Annotated in this window: 19 protein-coding genes; 6 read left to right on the top strand and 13 right to left on the bottom strand. The window is 71.9% G+C overall.

The features are described from left to right. Positions 1 to 13 precede the first annotated feature (13 nt). Together ENE75_RS09325 and ENE75_RS09320 are read right to left on the bottom strand one after the other, a co-directional pair. Entirely contained in the window at positions 14 to 1,084 is a 1,071-nt protein-coding gene (locus ENE75_RS09325; protein ID WP_128197991.1) for a serine hydrolase domain-containing protein, read from the bottom strand. A 47-nt stretch (positions 1,085 to 1,131) separates the two neighbouring features. Then, positions 1,132 to 2,091, bottom strand: a complete 960-nt coding sequence (locus ENE75_RS09320; RefSeq protein WP_158288898.1) for a LysR substrate-binding domain-containing protein — start codon at positions 2,089 to 2,091, stop codon at positions 1,132 to 1,134. 123 nt (positions 2,092 to 2,214) lie between these two features. Here ENE75_RS09320 and ENE75_RS09315 point away from each other — a divergent pair, with 123 nt between their 5' ends. Beyond that, positions 2,215 to 2,535, top strand: coding sequence for a DUF2917 domain-containing protein (locus tag ENE75_RS09315; protein WP_158288897.1), 321 nt, complete (start codon positions 2,215 to 2,217; stop codon positions 2,533 to 2,535). A gap of 9 nt (positions 2,536 to 2,544) precedes the next feature. Here the strand turns inward: ENE75_RS09315 and fghA are convergent, their stop codons facing one another. Together fghA and ENE75_RS09305 are read right to left on the bottom strand one after the other, a co-directional pair. Further along, complete coding sequence (fghA, locus tag ENE75_RS09310) at positions 2,545 to 3,399, bottom strand: S-formylglutathione hydrolase (RefSeq protein ID WP_128197988.1); 855 nt, start codon at positions 3,397 to 3,399, stop codon at positions 2,545 to 2,547. Further along, positions 3,399 to 4,505, bottom strand: a complete 1,107-nt coding sequence (locus ENE75_RS09305) for an S-(hydroxymethyl)glutathione dehydrogenase/class III alcohol dehydrogenase (RefSeq protein WP_128197987.1) — start codon at positions 4,503 to 4,505, stop codon at positions 3,399 to 3,401. The genes fghA and ENE75_RS09305 overlap by 1 nt, the downstream gene beginning before the upstream one ends. Positions 4,506 to 4,685: 180 nt before the next feature. Here ENE75_RS09305 and ENE75_RS24840 point away from each other — a divergent pair, with 180 nt between their 5' ends. Together ENE75_RS24840 and ENE75_RS24835 are read left to right on the top strand one after the other, a co-directional pair. Next, on the top strand, positions 4,686 to 4,838 hold the full coding sequence (locus ENE75_RS24840) for a hypothetical protein (RefSeq protein WP_158288896.1): 153 nt from the start codon (positions 4,686 to 4,688) through the stop codon (positions 4,836 to 4,838). 373 nt (positions 4,839 to 5,211) lie between these two features. Next, positions 5,212 to 5,373, top strand: coding sequence for a hypothetical protein (locus ENE75_RS24835; protein ID WP_158288895.1), 162 nt, complete (start codon positions 5,212 to 5,214; stop codon positions 5,371 to 5,373). 54 nt (positions 5,374 to 5,427) lie between these two features. On the opposite strand, the gene ENE75_RS09300 is transcribed toward ENE75_RS24835, so the two are convergent. After that, complete coding sequence (locus ENE75_RS09300; RefSeq protein WP_128197986.1) at positions 5,428 to 5,820, bottom strand: hypothetical protein; 393 nt, start codon at positions 5,818 to 5,820, stop codon at positions 5,428 to 5,430. Positions 5,821 to 5,958: 138 nt separating this feature from the next. Between ENE75_RS09300 and ENE75_RS24830 the strand changes: the two genes are divergently transcribed. After that, positions 5,959 to 6,111, top strand: coding sequence for a hypothetical protein (locus tag ENE75_RS24830; protein ID WP_158288894.1), 153 nt, complete (start codon positions 5,959 to 5,961; stop codon positions 6,109 to 6,111). Between the two features lie 81 nt (positions 6,112 to 6,192). Here ENE75_RS24830 and ENE75_RS09295 read toward each other — a convergent pair whose 3' ends face one another. The 5 genes from ENE75_RS09295 to ENE75_RS09275 all read right to left on the bottom strand — a co-directional run bounded on the left by ENE75_RS09295 (position 6,193) and on the right by ENE75_RS09275 (position 11,488). Then, entirely contained in the window at positions 6,193 to 7,539 is a 1,347-nt protein-coding gene (locus tag ENE75_RS09295) for an NAD(P)H-dependent oxidoreductase (RefSeq protein WP_128197985.1), read from the bottom strand. A 1-nt stretch (position 7,540) separates the two neighbouring features. Beyond that, a complete protein-coding gene (locus ENE75_RS09290) occupies positions 7,541 to 8,410 on the bottom strand; it encodes a phytanoyl-CoA dioxygenase family protein (protein ID WP_128197984.1) in 870 nt (289 codons plus the stop codon). Further along, positions 8,407 to 9,081 carry a GntR family transcriptional regulator gene (locus ENE75_RS09285; protein ID WP_128197983.1) on the bottom strand — a complete coding sequence of 225 codons (675 nt, stop codon included), beginning with the start codon at positions 9,079 to 9,081 and terminating at the stop codon, positions 8,407 to 8,409. The genes ENE75_RS09290 and ENE75_RS09285 overlap by 4 nt, the downstream gene beginning before the upstream one ends. A 174-nt stretch (positions 9,082 to 9,255) precedes the next feature. Beyond that, the gene (locus ENE75_RS09280; protein ID WP_128197982.1) at positions 9,256 to 10,737 is read right to left on the bottom strand and encodes a sensor histidine kinase; all 1,482 of its coding nucleotides are present in this window, start codon (positions 10,735 to 10,737) and stop codon (positions 9,256 to 9,258) included. A gap of 22 nt (positions 10,738 to 10,759) precedes the next feature. Beyond that, positions 10,760 to 11,488, bottom strand: coding sequence for a response regulator transcription factor (locus tag ENE75_RS09275; RefSeq protein WP_233258994.1), 729 nt, complete (start codon positions 11,486 to 11,488; stop codon positions 10,760 to 10,762). Between the two features lie 101 nt (positions 11,489 to 11,589). Here ENE75_RS09275 and ENE75_RS09270 point away from each other — a divergent pair, with 101 nt between their 5' ends. Both ENE75_RS09270 and ENE75_RS09265 read left to right on the top strand, forming a co-directional pair. Beyond that, positions 11,590 to 12,144 carry an RNA polymerase sigma factor gene (locus tag ENE75_RS09270; RefSeq protein WP_128197980.1) on the top strand — a complete coding sequence of 185 codons (555 nt, stop codon included), beginning with the start codon at positions 11,590 to 11,592 and terminating at the stop codon, positions 12,142 to 12,144. Between the two features lie 137 nt (positions 12,145 to 12,281). Beyond that, positions 12,282 to 13,256 (top strand): Tim44 domain-containing protein, encoded by a 975-nt coding sequence (locus ENE75_RS09265; protein ID WP_128197979.1) that lies wholly within the window; start codon positions 12,282 to 12,284, stop codon positions 13,254 to 13,256. Positions 13,257 to 13,286: 30 nt separating this feature from the next. Here the strand turns inward: ENE75_RS09265 and ENE75_RS09260 are convergent, their stop codons facing one another. Genes ENE75_RS09260 through ENE75_RS09250 form a run of 3 tightly spaced genes read right to left on the bottom strand, consistent with a single transcriptional unit; the run spans position 13,287 to position 15,716 of the window. Continuing rightward, the gene (locus ENE75_RS09260) at positions 13,287 to 13,940 is read right to left on the bottom strand and encodes an ABC-type transport auxiliary lipoprotein family protein (RefSeq protein WP_128197978.1); all 654 of its coding nucleotides are present in this window, start codon (positions 13,938 to 13,940) and stop codon (positions 13,287 to 13,289) included. Then, a complete protein-coding gene (locus ENE75_RS09255) occupies positions 13,937 to 14,947 on the bottom strand; it encodes an MlaD family protein (RefSeq protein ID WP_128197977.1) in 1,011 nt (336 codons plus the stop codon). The genes ENE75_RS09260 and ENE75_RS09255 overlap by 4 nt, the downstream gene beginning before the upstream one ends. Further along, positions 14,937 to 15,716, bottom strand: coding sequence for an ABC transporter ATP-binding protein (locus tag ENE75_RS09250; RefSeq protein ID WP_128197976.1), 780 nt, complete (start codon positions 15,714 to 15,716; stop codon positions 14,937 to 14,939). Before ENE75_RS09250 ends, ENE75_RS09255 begins: the two co-directional genes overlap by 11 nt. Between the last annotated feature and the right edge of the window lie 3 nt (positions 15,717 to 15,719).

Genomic DNA, 15,719 nt, shown 5'->3' with positions numbered 1-15,719 from the left:
CCGCGGATGCCGCCTAGAACTCGTGCGCCGCGATCGTGCGCACGATGCGCTCGAGCCGGTCCTGCTGGTGCTCCACGTTGCTCAGCACCACGATGACCGCGTTCTGTTCCGGGAACAGCGCCAGGATGGCGCTGAAGCCGTCGATGCCGCCGGTGTGCCCGAAGACCGGCATGCCGGCCAACTCGCCGGAGACCCAGCCGAAGCCGTAGCGCCCGTCACCGAAGACTTCCGCCAGCTCATCGGCGGTGAGCAGTCCGCCCTCGGTGAACGATGCTGCCCAGCGCATCAGGTCGTCCGCGGTGCTCACCAGCCCGCCGGCCGCGTAGGCCACGCTCAGGTCGTGCTCACGCGCCCGCTGGCTCTGCGCCAGATCGGTGTACCCCAGCGCATAGGCCGGGCCTTCGGGCGCCGGGCTGCCGTACTCGGTGTCGGTCAGCCCCAGGGGCCGCCAGACGTTCGCCTGCAGGAACTCGGCATACGGCAGGCCGCTGAGCGTCTCCGTCAGGTGCCCGAGCAGCACGTAGTTCGCGTTCGAGTACAGGAAGTCCGTGCCCGGCGCGAATGCCAGCGGCAGGTTCTCGAATGCACGCACCAGTTCGGGCGGCGTATGGGGTTCGCTGGTGTCCACCCGCCCCACGTAGTCCGGGATGCCCGAGGTGTGCGTCAGCAGCTGGCGCAGCGTGATGGCGGAGCCGTTCGGGTAGTCCGGCAGGTGGCGCGACAGCGTGTCGTCGTAGCTGTCGATGGCGCCTGCCCGCTTGAGCAGGACGGTGGACACGGCGGTGAACGATTTCGTCAGCGACGCGATCCGGTACCGGGTCTGCATGTCGTTGGGCCGCTGCTGCGCGCGGTCGGCGTAGCCGTAGCTGGCCCGCATCAGGTCCTCGCCGTCCTTCCGGACCACGATGGTGCCCACCAGGCCTTCGGCGGCCACGTAGCTGCGCAGGTCGCCATACGGCACCTCGTCCTGCGCGTTGCCGCCACCGCCACAGGCGGACAGCAGGACTGCGGCGGCCAAGGCCAGGCTGCGCACGCGGCCATGTGCGGCGTGTGGACGGAACTGGCGGGCGGCCGAGTTCGACACGAGCTCCCTTCGGATGCAGGAAAAGGGGCCGATGGTACGGACTCCGGTCAGTCCGCCAGCAGCGGCGACTGCGCGAACTGCGCGTTCAGCCACGCCACGAAGGTGGCCACCGGCGCCCGCCGGCGGCTGGCCGGGTTGACCGCCAGCACGTGCCGGTAGCCCACCGGCATGCGCCACTGCGGGAAGGGCATCACCAGGTCGCCGCTGGCCACCGCGTCCTGCAGGAAGGGCGAACGCACCAGGGCCACGCCCTGGCCGCGGATGGCGGCCTGCACCGCCTGGTCGGCGAAGGAGAACACCAGCCGCCCGGCCTGTGGCGCCACGGTGCCGGCCCCGGCGAAGTCGAACCACGTGGCCCAGTTCAGCCGCCGCGTGCCGGGCACGCTGTGGTCCAGGTCCAGCAGGGGCCAGCGTGCCAGGTCGGCGGGCCCGCTCAGCGTCACGCCCTCGAGCAGCCGCGGGCTCATTGCCGGCGCGGCCAGGTCCTCGATCAGCGAGGTGGCGCCCACCGGCACGCGGTCCAGCGTCACCCAGCGCACCGCCACGTCCACGTCCTCGGCGTTCAGGTCCACCACGCGGTCCGACGCGTCCAGCCGGATCTCGATCTCCGGGTGCTCGCGCTGGAACAGCGCCAGCCGCGGCACCAGCCACAGCGACGCGAAGGACGCATAGGTGGTCAGCGTGACGCGGTGGGCCCCGGACTGGCCGCGCAGCTCGTCCACGCACAGGTCGATGCCGGCCAGGGCCTGCTGCACCGCCTGCTGCAGCTGTCGCCCGGCGGCGGTGAGCTCCAGCGCACGCGTGCGGCGCAGGAACAGCGGCCGGCCGACCTCCTGCTCCAGCGTGGCCACCTGGCGGCTGATCGACGACTGCGTGAGGTGCAGTTCGGTGGCCGCGTCGGTGAACGACAGCCGCCGGGCCGCGGCCTCGAAGCCACGCAGGGCGGCCAGGCCAATGGGGCGAACGCGGCGGGTCGGGCGTCTTCGTGGCGCGGCGGGCGTGGACATGTCTCGACCATACATGCGCCAAACGCATGCATCAACTGCAGTCTTTTCGTTTGTCTCTGCAGCGGGAAAGCGATGCAATGTCAACAACCCGGCCATGAATGCGCCGGATGCATGGAGAAGCCCATGGCCCCGATCTCAGAGATCGTTCGTACCGTGCACCTGGAGCACGACCAGATGCTGATCCTGGAAGACCTCCGCACCGGTCGCGTGCGCGTGCTGCACGGCGGCGTCTGGCTGACCGAGCCAGGGGAAACGCGCGACCACTTCCTGCAGCCTGGCGACGCGCTCCCGGTGCGGTCGGCCGGTGCCCTGGTGCAGGCGCAAGGGCCGACGCAGGTGGAGCTCACCCGCCTCGGCCGCCGGCCGCGCGCGGCCTGGTGGCCGCGGCTGCGCGCCCTGGCCGCACGCTGGCACCTGGGACCGGTGCCCGATACGTGCGCGTGACGGCGAATCTCAGCCCAGGCGCTCGGCGTGCCAGCGCAGGTGGTCCGCCACAACGCTCTGGATGAAGAAGTAGCCGTGGTCGTAGCCCGCGTGCCGGCGCAGCGTCAGCGGCTGGTCGGCTGCGCTGCAGGCCGCTTCCAGCGCCTCGGGCTTCAGCTGTTCGACCAGAAACTTGTCGGCCAGGCCCTGGTCGACGAGGATGCCCGCCGGATACGGGCAGCGCGCCTGCCGCATCAGCGCGCTGGCGTCGTGTGCGGCCCAGGTGCCGCGGTCCTCGCCAAGGTAGCGCGAGAACGCCTTCTCGCCCCAGGGGCAGGTGCTGGGTGCAGCGATGGGTGCGAAGGCCGACAGCGACCGGAACCGCCCCGGGTGGCGCAGCGCCAGCGTCAGGGCACCATGCCCGCCCATCGAATGCCCGGTGATGCCGATGCGCGCCGCGTCCAGCCCCAACGCGTCCACCAGCAATGGCAGCCATTCGGTCAGCAGCCAGCTTTCCATGCGGAAATGGCGCGCCCAGGGCTCGGCCGTCGCGTCCAGGTAGAAGCCGGCGCCGCTGCCGAAGTCCCATTCCACGTCCTCGCCGGCGATGCCGGTGGCGCGCGGGCTGGTGTCGGGCATCAGCAGCGTCAGGCCGAGTTCGGCGGCCACGCGCTGTGCGCCGGCCTTGATGGCGAAGGTCTCCTCGGTGCAGGTCAGCCCGGCCAGGCAGACCAGCGCCGCGCCCGACGGCTTCGGCGGCTGGTAGACCGCAAACCGCATCGGCAGCCCGATCACCGCCGACGTGTGACGGCAGAAACGCTGCACGCCGCCGAAGCAGGCGTGCTCGGCCGTGGTCTCGAACGGGACTTCGGCGCCGGCAGCCATCAGTAGACGACCACCGAGCGGATCGACTCGCCGCGCTTCATCAGCGCGAAGCCTTCGTTGATGTCCTCCAGCTTCAGCCGGTGCGTGATCAGGTCGTCGATGTTGATCTTCTTCTCCATGTACCAGTCGACGATTTTCGGCACGTCGGTGCGGCCGCGCGCGCCGCCGAAGGCCGAGCCTTCCCACTTGCGGCCGGTGACCAGCTGGAACGGCCGGGTCCTGATCTCCGCACCCGCCTCGGCCACGCCGATGATGATGCTGCGCCCCCAGCCCTTGTGCGTGCACTCCAGCGCTTGGCGCATCACGTCCACGTTGCCGATGCACTCGAAGCTGAAGTCCGCCCCGCCGTCGGTCAGCTGCACGATGGCGTCGACCACGTTGGGCACGTCCTTCGGGTTCACGAAGTGCGTCATGCCGAACTGGCGCGCCATGGCCTCGCGCGCCGGGTTGATGTCGATGCCGATGATCTTGTCGGCCCCGGCCAGCTTCGCACCCTGGATCACGTTCAGGCCGATGCCGCCGAGCCCGAACACCGCCACGTTGGCACCGCGTTCGACCTTGGCGCTGAAGATCACCGCGCCGATGCCGGTGGTCACACCGCAGCCGATGTAGCAGACCACGTCGAACGGCGCGTCCTCGCGGATCTTGGCCAGCGCGATCTCCGGCACCACGATGTGGTTGGCGAAGGTGCTGGTGCCCATGTAGTGCAGGATGGGCTTGCCGTCGAGCGAGAATCGCGACGAGCCGTCCGGCATCAGCCCCTTGCCCTGGGTGGCACGGATCTTCTGGCACAGGTTGGTCTTGCGGCTGAGGCAGAACTTGCACTGCCGGCACTCCGGCGTGTAGAGCGGGATCACGTGGTCGCCGGCCTTCAGGCTGGTGACGCCAGCACCCACCTCGCGGACGATGCCCGCACCCTCGTGGCCCAGGATGGCGGGGAACAGCCCCTCGGGGTCGGCGCCGGACAGCGTGTACCAGTCGGTGTGGCAGATGCCGGTGGCCTTGACCTCCACCAGCACCTCGCCGGCGCGCGGGCCGTCGAGGTCGACTTCTTCGATGGTCAGCGGGGCGGCAGCTTGCCAGGCGACGGCGGCGCGGGTCTTCATCGGGTTCCTCCAGGGTACGTCTTGGTGGCTCGACCCTACATCAGACGCACGGTTCATCCGCGTGGCGGGCGGTTCGTCCGCTGGTCCGGCGGTTCGTCGCAGGCCGCTGGCACGCACGGGGCGGCAGCGGCACAGTTCAACCATCGACAGACGCACCGCAGCACGCACAAGGACACCGCCATGAACACCGCCCGCCACGCCCACATCGCCGCCCTGGCCTTCGCCCTGGCCACCACGCTGAGCATCTTTGCCGGTGTGGCCGACCTCTGGACGGTGGAACCGGCGCAGCAGCTGTTCGTGCAGGCCACGGGTGCGGTGACCGACCGCGGCTGAGATCGCTGGCCGGCTAGAGTCGGCCCGGTTTCCAAGGAAAGGGCCCCGCCTCGCGGGGCCCTTTCGTTTTGCATGGCATGGGTCAAGCGCCCCGCCGATGTGGGGCCCGGCGTCGAACCGGATCCATCGATGTCGTTGGCGCGCAAGCGAAGCACTTCAGCGGCCTGGCCGACACAGCGGCGCACAGCCGAACGGCGCCGCACCTGGACCGGTTGCCCGCAGTGGCAGGGCGGCGAGGCGGCGCCCGTTCATCCACCGTGACGACGTTTCGTCCGTCGGCCCCGCGGTTCATCGGAAGCGACTTTCAGCGCCGCACGCATCGGCGCACAGTCCACCCATCGACACACGACGCAGCCCCGAAAGGAACCCGATCATGACCACCCGCTTCAGCCTTCAAGCCCGACATCAAGCTGCCGCCTTCGTCCTCGCCCTGGCCAGCACGCTGGTCATCTTCTCCGGCGTCGACCGCCTCTCCACGCCGTCGCAGGCCGATGCGATGCTGGTGAAGGCGCAGCCGACCTCGACGCAGGCCTGATCACCCGGCTGCGTCGCACGCTCAGCGCCCCGCTTCGGCGGGGCGCTTTGCATTTCAGGAAGGCAAAAAACGCAGGATCGCAGCGCGAAGGTCCTGCCCGGCCGCGAAGCCCATGGCAGCTGCGGCCGCGTTCACGCGCGAGATCACGCCATGATCCCAGTGATCCTGTGCATCGCCGATGCGTGCCGATGAATGCGCCACCGTCACCGCCGCGCGGCCTGCGGCCTGCAACAGGACCAGTGCGGCCACACCGGCCTCGTCCTTGCCGATGCCGGCATCGTTGAACACCGCCAGCCGCAGTGGCACGGCCAACGCGTACTGCGCCGAGCTCACACCGCCATGCGATCCGCTGACCGCCACCACCCCGGCGTCACCGGGTTCCAGCTGCGTGATGCTGTCCACCAGCAGCACGCCCGGCGCGGCAAAGGTGCGGGTGGTGCCACTCATCGGGCCATTCCGTTCGTCGCCGCTGCGGGCCGCTCGCACGGCCTGCACCGCGGTTCATCGCAAGTGGCTGGTGATGTGGTCGGCATGGGCCGAAGATTCATCCATCGCAACGCTGAACCCCTCTCCAAGGAGCCCGACATGACCACCCCCCGCACCCAACGCTTCGTCGCCTTCACGCTGTCGCTGTTCACCACGCTGGTGATCTTCTCCGGCGTCGTGTCACTCTCCTCGCCGGACCACGCCGGCCTGCTGCTGGCCAGCACGCCGACGACGCAGAGCGCGCACGGTTGACAGCAGTTCGGCGTCGCGAACCCCACAGCAGGGCCCTTCGGGGCCCTGCGCCGTTTCCGGGGCCGTCCTTGGCCGGGCAGTTCAGCGTGCGAACAGCTGCTCCATCTCGCGCCGCAGCGCATAGGCCCGGGTGCCGGTGTCCATGGCCACGTCGGCCCAGCTCAGGCTCTGGCCCTGCTTCACCGGCCGCACCAGCTTGACGTCGTGCGCCAGGCCCAGCGGCAGGCCGCCGATGGCCGCGCTGGTGGCCGCCGGCAGCAGCTTGCCCCAGACACAGTAGCCGCCTTCGCCGTCGAGCACCTCGCCGGGCTGCAGGTCGCGCTTGGCGGTGGCCACCACGTCGGCGTTCCACTGCGATGCGGCACCGGTGTGCTCGCCGCGCAGCGCCACGCTGGCCACGCTGAAGCCCACCTCCAGGCCGATCAGGTGCCAGCGCTTGTAGAGCGTGAAGTAGCGCCCGCTCGGGTCGGTGTGGGCCTTGTATTCCTCGAAGCAGTTGCGGATGTATTCGGTCTCGCCTTCCACCGTGACCCACACGCCCATGCGGATGTCGTAGGGGATGGTGCGGCCGTCGGGCTCCAGGCAGCTGATGACCTCGACCATGCCCTTCTTCTCCAGCACGCCGCCTTCGCTCTTCGGACGGGTGACGAAGGGGATGTCCTCCACGCTGGCCGGCGGGTAGAGCAGGCCGTCGCTAGGCACGGCCAGGCCGGTGGCATTGGCCACTGCGGTGCTCTCGATGCTGGGCTTGGAGCCGTCCAGGAAGCTGTTGAACATCTTCGGGTTCAGGCCGCCGCGCTCGGCCTGCTCCGGCGTCAGGCCGTAGTAGCCCCACACCGTCTGTGGCGTGCTCTGTGCGAAGTGCGGCAGCCACTTGTGGCCGCGCCCGGCGGCCACCACCGGAAAGCCGCAGCAGCGCGCCCAGTCCACCAGGTCGCAGATCAGCGCCGGCTGGTCGCCGAAGGCCAGCGAATACACGACGCCGGCCTCCTGCGCGCGGCGTGCCAGCAGCGGGCCACAGAAGGCATCGGCCTCCACGGTGACGTTCACCACGTGCTTGCCGTGGGCGAAGGCCTCCAGGCAGTGGTCCACGGCCGCGATGGGGTGGCCAGTGCATTCCACGACCACGTCCACCGCCGGGTGGCGCACCAGGGCCTGCCAGTCGTCGCCGACGTGGGTGCGGCCGTCCTTCACTGCGGCGTCCAGGCTGGGCGCGGTCAGGCGCTCGGCCGCCCAGCCCACGCGGGCCAGGTTGCGGCGGGCGCCGTCGAGGTTCAGGTCGGCGATGCCCAGCAACTGCACGCCCGGCGTGCGCGGGATCTGCGCCAGGTACATGCTGCCGAACTTGCCGGCGCCGATGAGGCCCACGCGCACCGGCCGGCCTTCGGCGGCGCGCTGCTGGAGCTTGGCGAAGAGAGGGGTAGACATCTCAAGCCGCCTTCAGCTCGTCGATGGACGTCTGCAGCGCGCTCGCCGGCATGCCGTCCTTCCATGGCAGGTCCACCGGGACGTCCTTCAGCAGGCAGTCGTCGGGCAGGGTGATGATGGGCGTGAAGTCGCGGTGGGCGATGTACTCCGGCCGCTTGAAGCGGCGGATGTGGTTGGTCACCGCACACAGGCTCAGGTAGACGCTGACCCGGTTCCAGGGGCTGAGGTTGCTGGTGCTGGCATGCAGCAGGCAGCCGTGGAACAGGATCATCGAGCCCGCCGGGCCTTGGGGCGAGACGATGCCGCCGTTCTTGCCGCCGGCGCGCTGCACCAGCTGCGCGATCAGCGCGTTGTCCACCGTCCACAGCGGATAGCTGGTGGTCGTGAGGTCGTGCTTCGCGTCCACCACGCCCAGCCGGTGGCTGCCGGGGATGAACATCAGCGGGCCGTTGAACTGATTGACGTCGTCCAGGAAGATGGCCACGTTCATCGCCCGCGGCTCGGGCATCAGGTCGTCGTTCTTCCAGGTGCCGTAGTCCTGGTGCCACTGCCAGACGTCGCCCTCGAAGGCCATCTTGCCGTTGATCTTGAACTGGTGCATGTACAGCGCGTCGCCGAAGATCTGCTGCACCGGTTCCACCATGCGCGGGTGGCGCGCCAGCTTCGCGAACGGCTCGCTGTAGAGGTGGGCCGCGAAGTTGGTGCGCACCGCGTCGCTGCCCTTCTCGCGCACGTTGTAGGCCTCGCGCCGCGCGTACAGGGCTGGTACGGCGTCGGTGAGCGTCTTCACCTCGTCGGGCGAGAACAGAGACGGGAAGAACAGGTAGCCGTCGCGCTCGAACTGCGCGATCTGCTCGGGGCTGAGTTTCATGCGGTGTCTCCTCGTTTCAACGGCGCCGTCAGCGCGGCGCCCAGGTGGTGGCCGGCCCGTTCGGCGTGCTCGCGGGCCAGGCGTTCGGCGGTGTCGCCATCGCCGGCGGCGATGGCCGCGGCGATGGCCGCGTGTTCGTCCCAGATGGCGGCGCGGGCCGGCCCGTCCTGCAGCACGGCGCCCATGGCGCGGCGGATCTGGCACCAGTGCGGCGCTGCGCTGCGCTCGACCAGCGGGTTGCCGCTGGCGGCATACACGGCCTGGTGGAAGGCAAGGTCGGCGTCGATCATCGCGGCCACGTCGCCGCTGCGCGTGGCGGCGCGACCGGCGCGCATCACGGCCGCCGCAGGCGCGGCGTGGTGCGCCGCGGCCAGCCGCGCCGCCAGCCCGTCGAGCGCGCCGCGCACGGCGTACACCTGCGCGATCAGGCCGGCGTCCAGCGGCGTCACGCGCAGCCCGCGGCCCGGGGCGTCCTGCACCAGGCCGTCGGCCTTCAGCAGGCGCAGCGCCTGCAGCACCGGCTGGCGCGACACCGCCAGCTGCTCGGCCAGTGCCTCCTGCACGATGCGCTCGCCCGGCGCCAGCGCGCCGCTGCTGATGGCGTCCACCAGGGCACGGTAGGCCTGGTCGACCAGGTCGGGGGCGGTGGCGAGGCGATGCAGCGTGGCCATGGCGTATTCCGTATACAGAACAGCGTAGACCTCGGGCTGGCGGCCGTGAACCGGGTCAACCCTGGGGTGCCGGTGCGTGGTGCCTGGTGCGTGCTGCCCGGCGTGCACGGCGTGCACGGCCGTGTCGCAGTGTCAGGGGCGCCTGGCGGCGCTGGACGGGTACCGCGTGGTCGTTCAGGCGGCTGCCGGCAGGTTCAACGTGACCGTGGTGCCCTGGCCCGGCACGCTGGCCGCCGTGGCGCGCCCGCCGTGCAGGGCCACGATGCGCGCCACGATGGCCAGCCCCAGGCCATGGCCACCTTCGCTCTTGCGGTAGAAGCGCTCGAAGAGGTGGGGCAGGTCGTCCGGCGCGATGCCGCAGCCGCTGTCCTGCACCTGTACCTGCAGCGCCCCGTCCACCAGCGCCCCCCGCAGCACGATGCGGCCGCCCGCCGGGGTGAAGCGAAGGGCGTTGTCCAGCAGGTTGGCCAGCGCACGTTCGAACAGTTCGACGTCCAGCCGCGCCGGCAGTGGCGTGTCGCCGGTGTCGGTGACCAGCGTCACGCCCTGCAGCGCGGCGCGGCTGGCGAAGCGGCGGGTCAGGTCGTCGATCAGCTCGCCGGCGTCCAGCGCCACCGGTTGCAGCCGGTAGGACGGCTCGTCCAGCAGCGCGAAGTCGCCCAGCGCGCGCACCATGCCGGCGGCGGTGCCGGTGTTGCGCAGCGCCACGTCCAGCAGCGCGCGGTCGTCGGCGCGCGCCGGGTCGTGGGCCCAGCGCGCCTGCAGCGTCTCCAGGCAGGCGGTGGTGGCGGTCAGCGGCGAGCGCAGGTCGTGCGACAGATTGCTCACGCCTTCGCGGCGGAACCGGTCCAGGCGCTGCAGGCGGTCCCACTGCGCGCGCAGCGTGGCCAGCATCTGGCCGAAGCCGCTGCGCAGGCGGGCGAACTCATCGTGGCCCGCCGGCGCTGCGGCCGGCAGCGCGGCGGCGGCCTCGAAGCCGTCGCGCGTGGCCTGGTCGACGGCATCGCTGAGCGCGCGCAGCGGCCGCGTCACGGTGCCGATGATCCAGGCCGCGATGAGCGCGCCCAGCAGCACCACGGCCAGCACGCCGGCCAGCGCCGGGCCGGCCACGCTGCTGCCCAGCAGCTCGACCTGTCCCGGCGGCAGCGGCCGCTTCTGGCACACCAGGTACAGGTAGCCGCCGGCGTTGGCGCCGGGGGCGATGGTGCTGGCCTGCAGCATGCGCGCCGCGATCACGGTGTCCTCTGCCATGTACTGCGGGTCGTCGCCCATCACGTAGGCGGCGCGCGCGCGATCCCCCGCGACCATGATGGCCTCCTGCACCGGCCCGAGCTTGACCTTCAGCCCCGGCGCGATGGGCATGTCGCCGCTGCTGGCCAGCACCGTGCCGTCGGCCGCCAGCAGGTACAGCCGCGAATCGGGTTCGAACAACAGCAGGTTGCGCAGGAAGCCGGTGAAGCCCTGCGGGTCGCGCGCATGCAATTCCAGCAGGTCGGGGTGGGTGGCCACCACGCGGCCGATGAAGCCGTTGGCGCGCTCCCAGGTGCTCTCGTGCTGGAAGCGCTGGAAGGCGGTGGCCACCGTCACGATCACCGCCAGCGCGGTGACCAGGCCGGTGAGCAGGATGGTCAGCGCCAGGCGGGCACGGACGGTCATCGGGCGCGAGGCCGGAGCCCCCTCATTCCTTGAACTTGTAGCCGGCGCCCCGCACCGTGAGCACCCACTCCGGGTGCATCGGGTCACGCTCGAGCTTGGAGCGCAGCCGGTTGATGTGCGTCGTCACCGTGTGCTCGTAGCCGTCGTGCGAGTAACCCCACACCGCGTCCAGCAGCTGCGAGCGCGAGAACACCCGCCCAGGGTGCTGCGCGAAGTGCAGCAGCAGGTCGAACTCCAGCGCCGTCAGCTCCACCGGCTGCGCGCGCACGGCCACCGTGCGCTTGGTGGGCCAGATCTGCAGGTCGCCCTGCACGATCGGGCGCTCACCGCCGGCCGCACCCCGCGCCGCCTGGGCCGCGTCGCGCACCTCGGCGCGGCGCAGCAGCGCCTTCACGCGGGCCAGCAGCTCGGCCATCGAGAAGGGCTTGGTCAGGTAGTCGTCGGCGCCCAGCTCCAGGCCCAGCACGCGGTCCAGCTCGGTGCTCTTGGCGGTGAGCATCAGGATCGGCGTGTCGCTGTCGCGCGCGCGCAGGCCCTTGCAGACCTCCAGTCCGTCCAGGCCCGGCATCATCAGGTCCAGGACCAGCAGGTCGTGCGGCTGGCGGTCCTCGGCGTCCAGCGCAGCCGCGCCATCGGGCACGGCGTCCACGGCGTAGCCCGCCTGCTGCAGGTTCATCACCAGCAGGTCGCGGATGTCGGCCTGGTCTTCGGCGACGAGGATGCGGCGGGGCATGCGAGGCGGTCGCAGCATGGCGCGCGACCTTACACCGATGTGATCTTCCCGTGAGGAACGGTGAGCACCACGTGAGCCGCGGTCGCCACAGTCTGGCCATCGACCGTGGAGCCTTGCCCATGCACACCGCCACCGCTGCCCATCCCGATGCCCTTGCCCCCGCCTTCACGCCTGCCGCTGCGCCCCTGAGCTGGGCCGACGTGCTGCCCTACCGCGGCGACCTGCTGCGCTACGCCCGCCGCAAGCTGATGGACCCCAGCCTGGCCGAGGACCTGGTGCACGACGTGTTCGAGGCCGTGGCCACCGGGCGTGCAGCCTTCGGCGGGCGCTCGGCGCTGCGCACCTGGCTGGTGGGCATCCTCAAGCACAAGATCGTGGATCTGGTGCGCGAGCGCGCCGCGCACGAACCGCTGGCCGACGCCGACGACGCCGGCTTCTCCGGCACCGCCAGTCTGGTCAGCGCGCAACCCGGCCCCGACGAGCAGGTCGCCTGCCGCCAGCGCCTGGCGCAGGCGATGGCCCGGCTGGAGACGCTGACCCCGGGCGTGCGCCAGGCGTTCGAGTTGCGCGTGCTGCAGGAGCGCTCCACCGAAGAGGTCTGCAGCGCACTGGCGATCACCGAGGACAACCTCTTCGTCCGCCTGCACCGGGCGCGGCGGGCGCTGGCCGCCTGAGGGCGGAGCGCGCAGGCGCCGGCGCGGGATCGGCTCCCACGGCTTGACCCCACAAGGCCTGGGAACTCCTGGGGTCTCCCGGGGTCGCTGTCGACGCTCGCACCCACAATGGGCGCTGAAACGACAGAGGAGTCCCGATGAAGAACTGGTTCCTGGGCGTGCTGATGGCAGCGGTGGCCGGCGCCTTCGTGCCCGAGGTGGCCGAGGCCAAGCGCTTCGGCGGCGGCATGAGCAAGGGCATGCAGCGCAGCGCTCCGGCCAAGCCGGCGCCCCAGCAGCCGCCGGCGCAGCAGCCGGCCACGCCGGCGCAGTCGCCGCAGACCCCGGCCACGCCGGCCGCCGCCACGGCCGGCGCCACCGCCGCGGCGGCGGGCACGGCGGCCAAGCGTTCGTGGCTGGGCCCGGTGGCCGGCCTGGCCGCCGGCCTGGGCTTGGCGGCCCTGGCCAGCCACCTGGGCTTCGGCGAGGAACTGGCCAGCTTCATGCTGCTGGCGCTGCTGGCCATCGCCGCGGTGGTGGTGATCCGTCTCGTGATGCGGCGCATGGGCGGTGCCCAGCCGGCCATGGCCGGCGCTGGTGCGGACACGGGCACCGGTGCGGCCGGCGGCATGACCCCGCTGGCGCGCGCGCCCCTGCGACCGGTGACGCCCGCGGCGGCGGCCACGGGGTCGCCCGGCCAGGCGGCGCCGGCGGCCTTCGGCGGCCTGCAGATCGGCGCCGCGGTGCCGGCCGGCCAGTTGCCGGCCGACTTCGACCGCGAAGGCTTCGAGCGCGTCGCGAAGATGATCTTCATCCGCATGCAGGCGGCGCACGACGCGGCCGACCTGGACGACCTGCGCCAGTTCACCACGCCGGAACTCTTCGCCGACATCCGCCTGGACCTGCAGGACCGCGGTGCGGCGGCCGACCACACCGACGTGCTGGCCATCGCCGCCGAGGTGCAGGATTTCGCCGAGGAGGATGGCCGCCAGATCGTGAGCGTGCGCTATACCGGCCAGGTGCGCGAAAGCGCCGATGCCGCACCGGCCGACGTGGACGAGACCTGGCACCTGGTGCGCCCGGCCGACGGCAGCCGCAACTGGGCCATCGCCGGTATCCAGCAGGCGGCCTGAGTTCGGCCGCCGCCGGCTGGCGGCGGTGATTCAGCGCTGGCCGGCTGCGGCCAGCGCGTCTTCCAGCCACGGCAGCATCGCGTCCAGCACCTGCGTCAGGGCCTGGGACAGCGCCTGCACCGCCGCGGCGGCCGTGGCCTCGCCGCTCAGCGGCGGTTCGGCGCTGAAGGACCGCCGCGCCACACGCTGGCGCGCCCGCCGGTCGTAGAGCTCGGCGGTCACGGCCAGCCGGCCGCGTCCCGGCGCCGGCAGGCTGGCGTGGTGAAGTTCGTCGATGGTCAGCGTCAGCAGCCAGTCGGCCTGCTGCGGGTCTCCCAGCAGCGCCGTCACGCCGGCGCTGCCGCGGACTTCCAGCCGCTGCTGCAGCGCGCGCGGCAGCACGCGCAGCGGGCGCTCGGCCCAGCGCGCGTACTGGTAGGTGGCCAGCGCGCCGCCTTCGCGCGTGTAGACGAGGTTCAGCGTGTCGGCCGCGGGCGCCCCCGGCATGGCCTGCAGCAGCAGCGCATGCACCAGCGGGCGCTCGCGGCGGGACGGCGGCGGCCCCAGGTCGCGCCAGCGGTACTGCAGCTGGGCCTGCGTCGGCCCGTCCAGACCCAGCGACACACAGCCGCCGAGCCCGCCGGCGGACAGGGCCTGCACCAGGCCGGCACCGAGCACGACGCGGCGCGTCACGGGTCGCGTCATGGCGTCTTCTCCCCTGGGCCCAGTTGCACGGGTGCTGGCCCCAGCAATGCGGCACGCGGGTCCTGCAGCTGGTCCAGCACGCGCAGCGCAGCGTCGGCGCTCAGGCGCAGGTCGGACACCGCGGCGGCCAGCTGGTCGTCCAGGCCCTGCGCCGTGCCTTGCAGGCTGCGGCTGGTGGCCTGGGCCTCGCGCTGCAGCGTCTCCGTGGCCGCGGCCAGGCGGGTGATGGCGCTGCGCGACTCGGCCATCAGCCGCTCGGCCTCGACGAGCGTGCCGTCCAGCCGCGCACCGCCGCGTTCCACAACGCCGGCGATGCGGTCGCCGGCGCGGCCGAGGTCGGTCACCGCGGTCTGCACCGGCGTGGCCAGGGCGCCGATGCGGTCGGCGGCGCGGCCCACCTGGGTGGCGGCGGTGTCCAGCGTGTCCAGTCGGCCGCGCAGGTCGTCGGCCAGCGCGCGCAGGCTGCGCACGGTGTCCATCATGGTCTGCCGGTTCTCCGGCGCCAGCAGGGCGTTGAGCTGGGTCAGCGCCACCGTGGCCGCCTCGCCCACCTGGCTGACACGGCCGGCGATCTGGTCGAGGTCGGAGCGTCCTTCGCCGATCACCGGGTGGCGTTCGCCGGCCGGCGTGTCGGTGAGCAGCGCGCCCGGCGGTTCCGGCGTCACGAGCGTGATCTTGGCGATGCCGGTGACGAGGTTGCGCGTGACCACGGCCACGGTGTTGGTGCGCACCGAGGCCTGGTCGTCGACGCGCACGTCCACGCGCACGCGGTTGACGCTCTCGGCCTCGAGTTCATAGCCTTCCACGCGGCCGACACGCACGCCGCGCAGGCGCACCTCGCCGCCGATCTCCAGCCCATCCAGGGCCTGTTCCTCGAAGTGGATGGTGTACAGGCGCGAGCCGGCGCGGTCGCCTTGGCCGCCCAACCACAGCAGGGCCGCGACGAGCAGGGCCACCAGCACCAGCACGCCGGCGCCGACGGCGGTGTAGCGGGCTTCAGCTTCCATCGTCCGGTCCTTCGCGAACCATTCTACGAACCGAGAAGTAGTCGCGGATCCAGGCGTCGTCGGTCCGGATGACCTGCGCCACCGGGCCGTCGGCGGCCACCACGCCGTCGGCCAGCACGATCAGCCGGTCGACCACGCCGAGCAGCGTGTCGAGGTCGTGCGTGACCAGCAGCACCGTCAGGCCCAGGTCGTCTACGAGGTTGCGCACCAGGCGGTCGAAGCCGCGCGCGGTGATCGGGTCCAGGCCCGAGGTCGGCTCGTCCAGGAACAGCAGCTCCGGCTCGAGCGCGATCGCGCGTGCGATGGCGGCGCGCTTGCGCATGCCACCGGAAAGTGCGCTCGGCGCCTTGTGCGCGGCGTCGGCCGGCAGCCCCGCCTGCGCCAGGCGCAGCGCCACCAGCGCGTCCACCGCATCCGCCGGCAGCGTGGTGTGCTCGCGCAGCGGCACGGCCACGTTCTGCGCCACCGTCAGCGACGAGAACAGCGCGCCGTCCTGGAACATCATGCCGAAGCGCCGGCGCACGCGGTCCAGCTCGGCGGCCGATGCAGCCCAGACCTCGGTGCCGAACAGCCGCACCGTGCCGGCCGTGGGCCGCTGCAGGCCGACGATCTCGCGCAGCAGCACGGACTTGCCGGTGCCGCTGCCGCCGATCAGCGCGATCAGCTCGCCACGCCCGGCGGTGAAGCCCACGCCACGGTGCACCGTCTGCGTGCCGAAGCGCGTGACGATGCCGTCGACGGCGAGCAGCGGGGCGTCGTGATCGCGCATCGG

The organism is Rubrivivax albus, assembly GCF_004016515.1.
GTDB classification, from domain to species: Bacteria; Pseudomonadota; Gammaproteobacteria; order Burkholderiales; family Burkholderiaceae_C; genus Rubrivivax; species Rubrivivax albus.
Note: the sequence above shows the minus strand (reverse complement) of the source record. Positions and strands in the feature narration are given on the sequence as shown.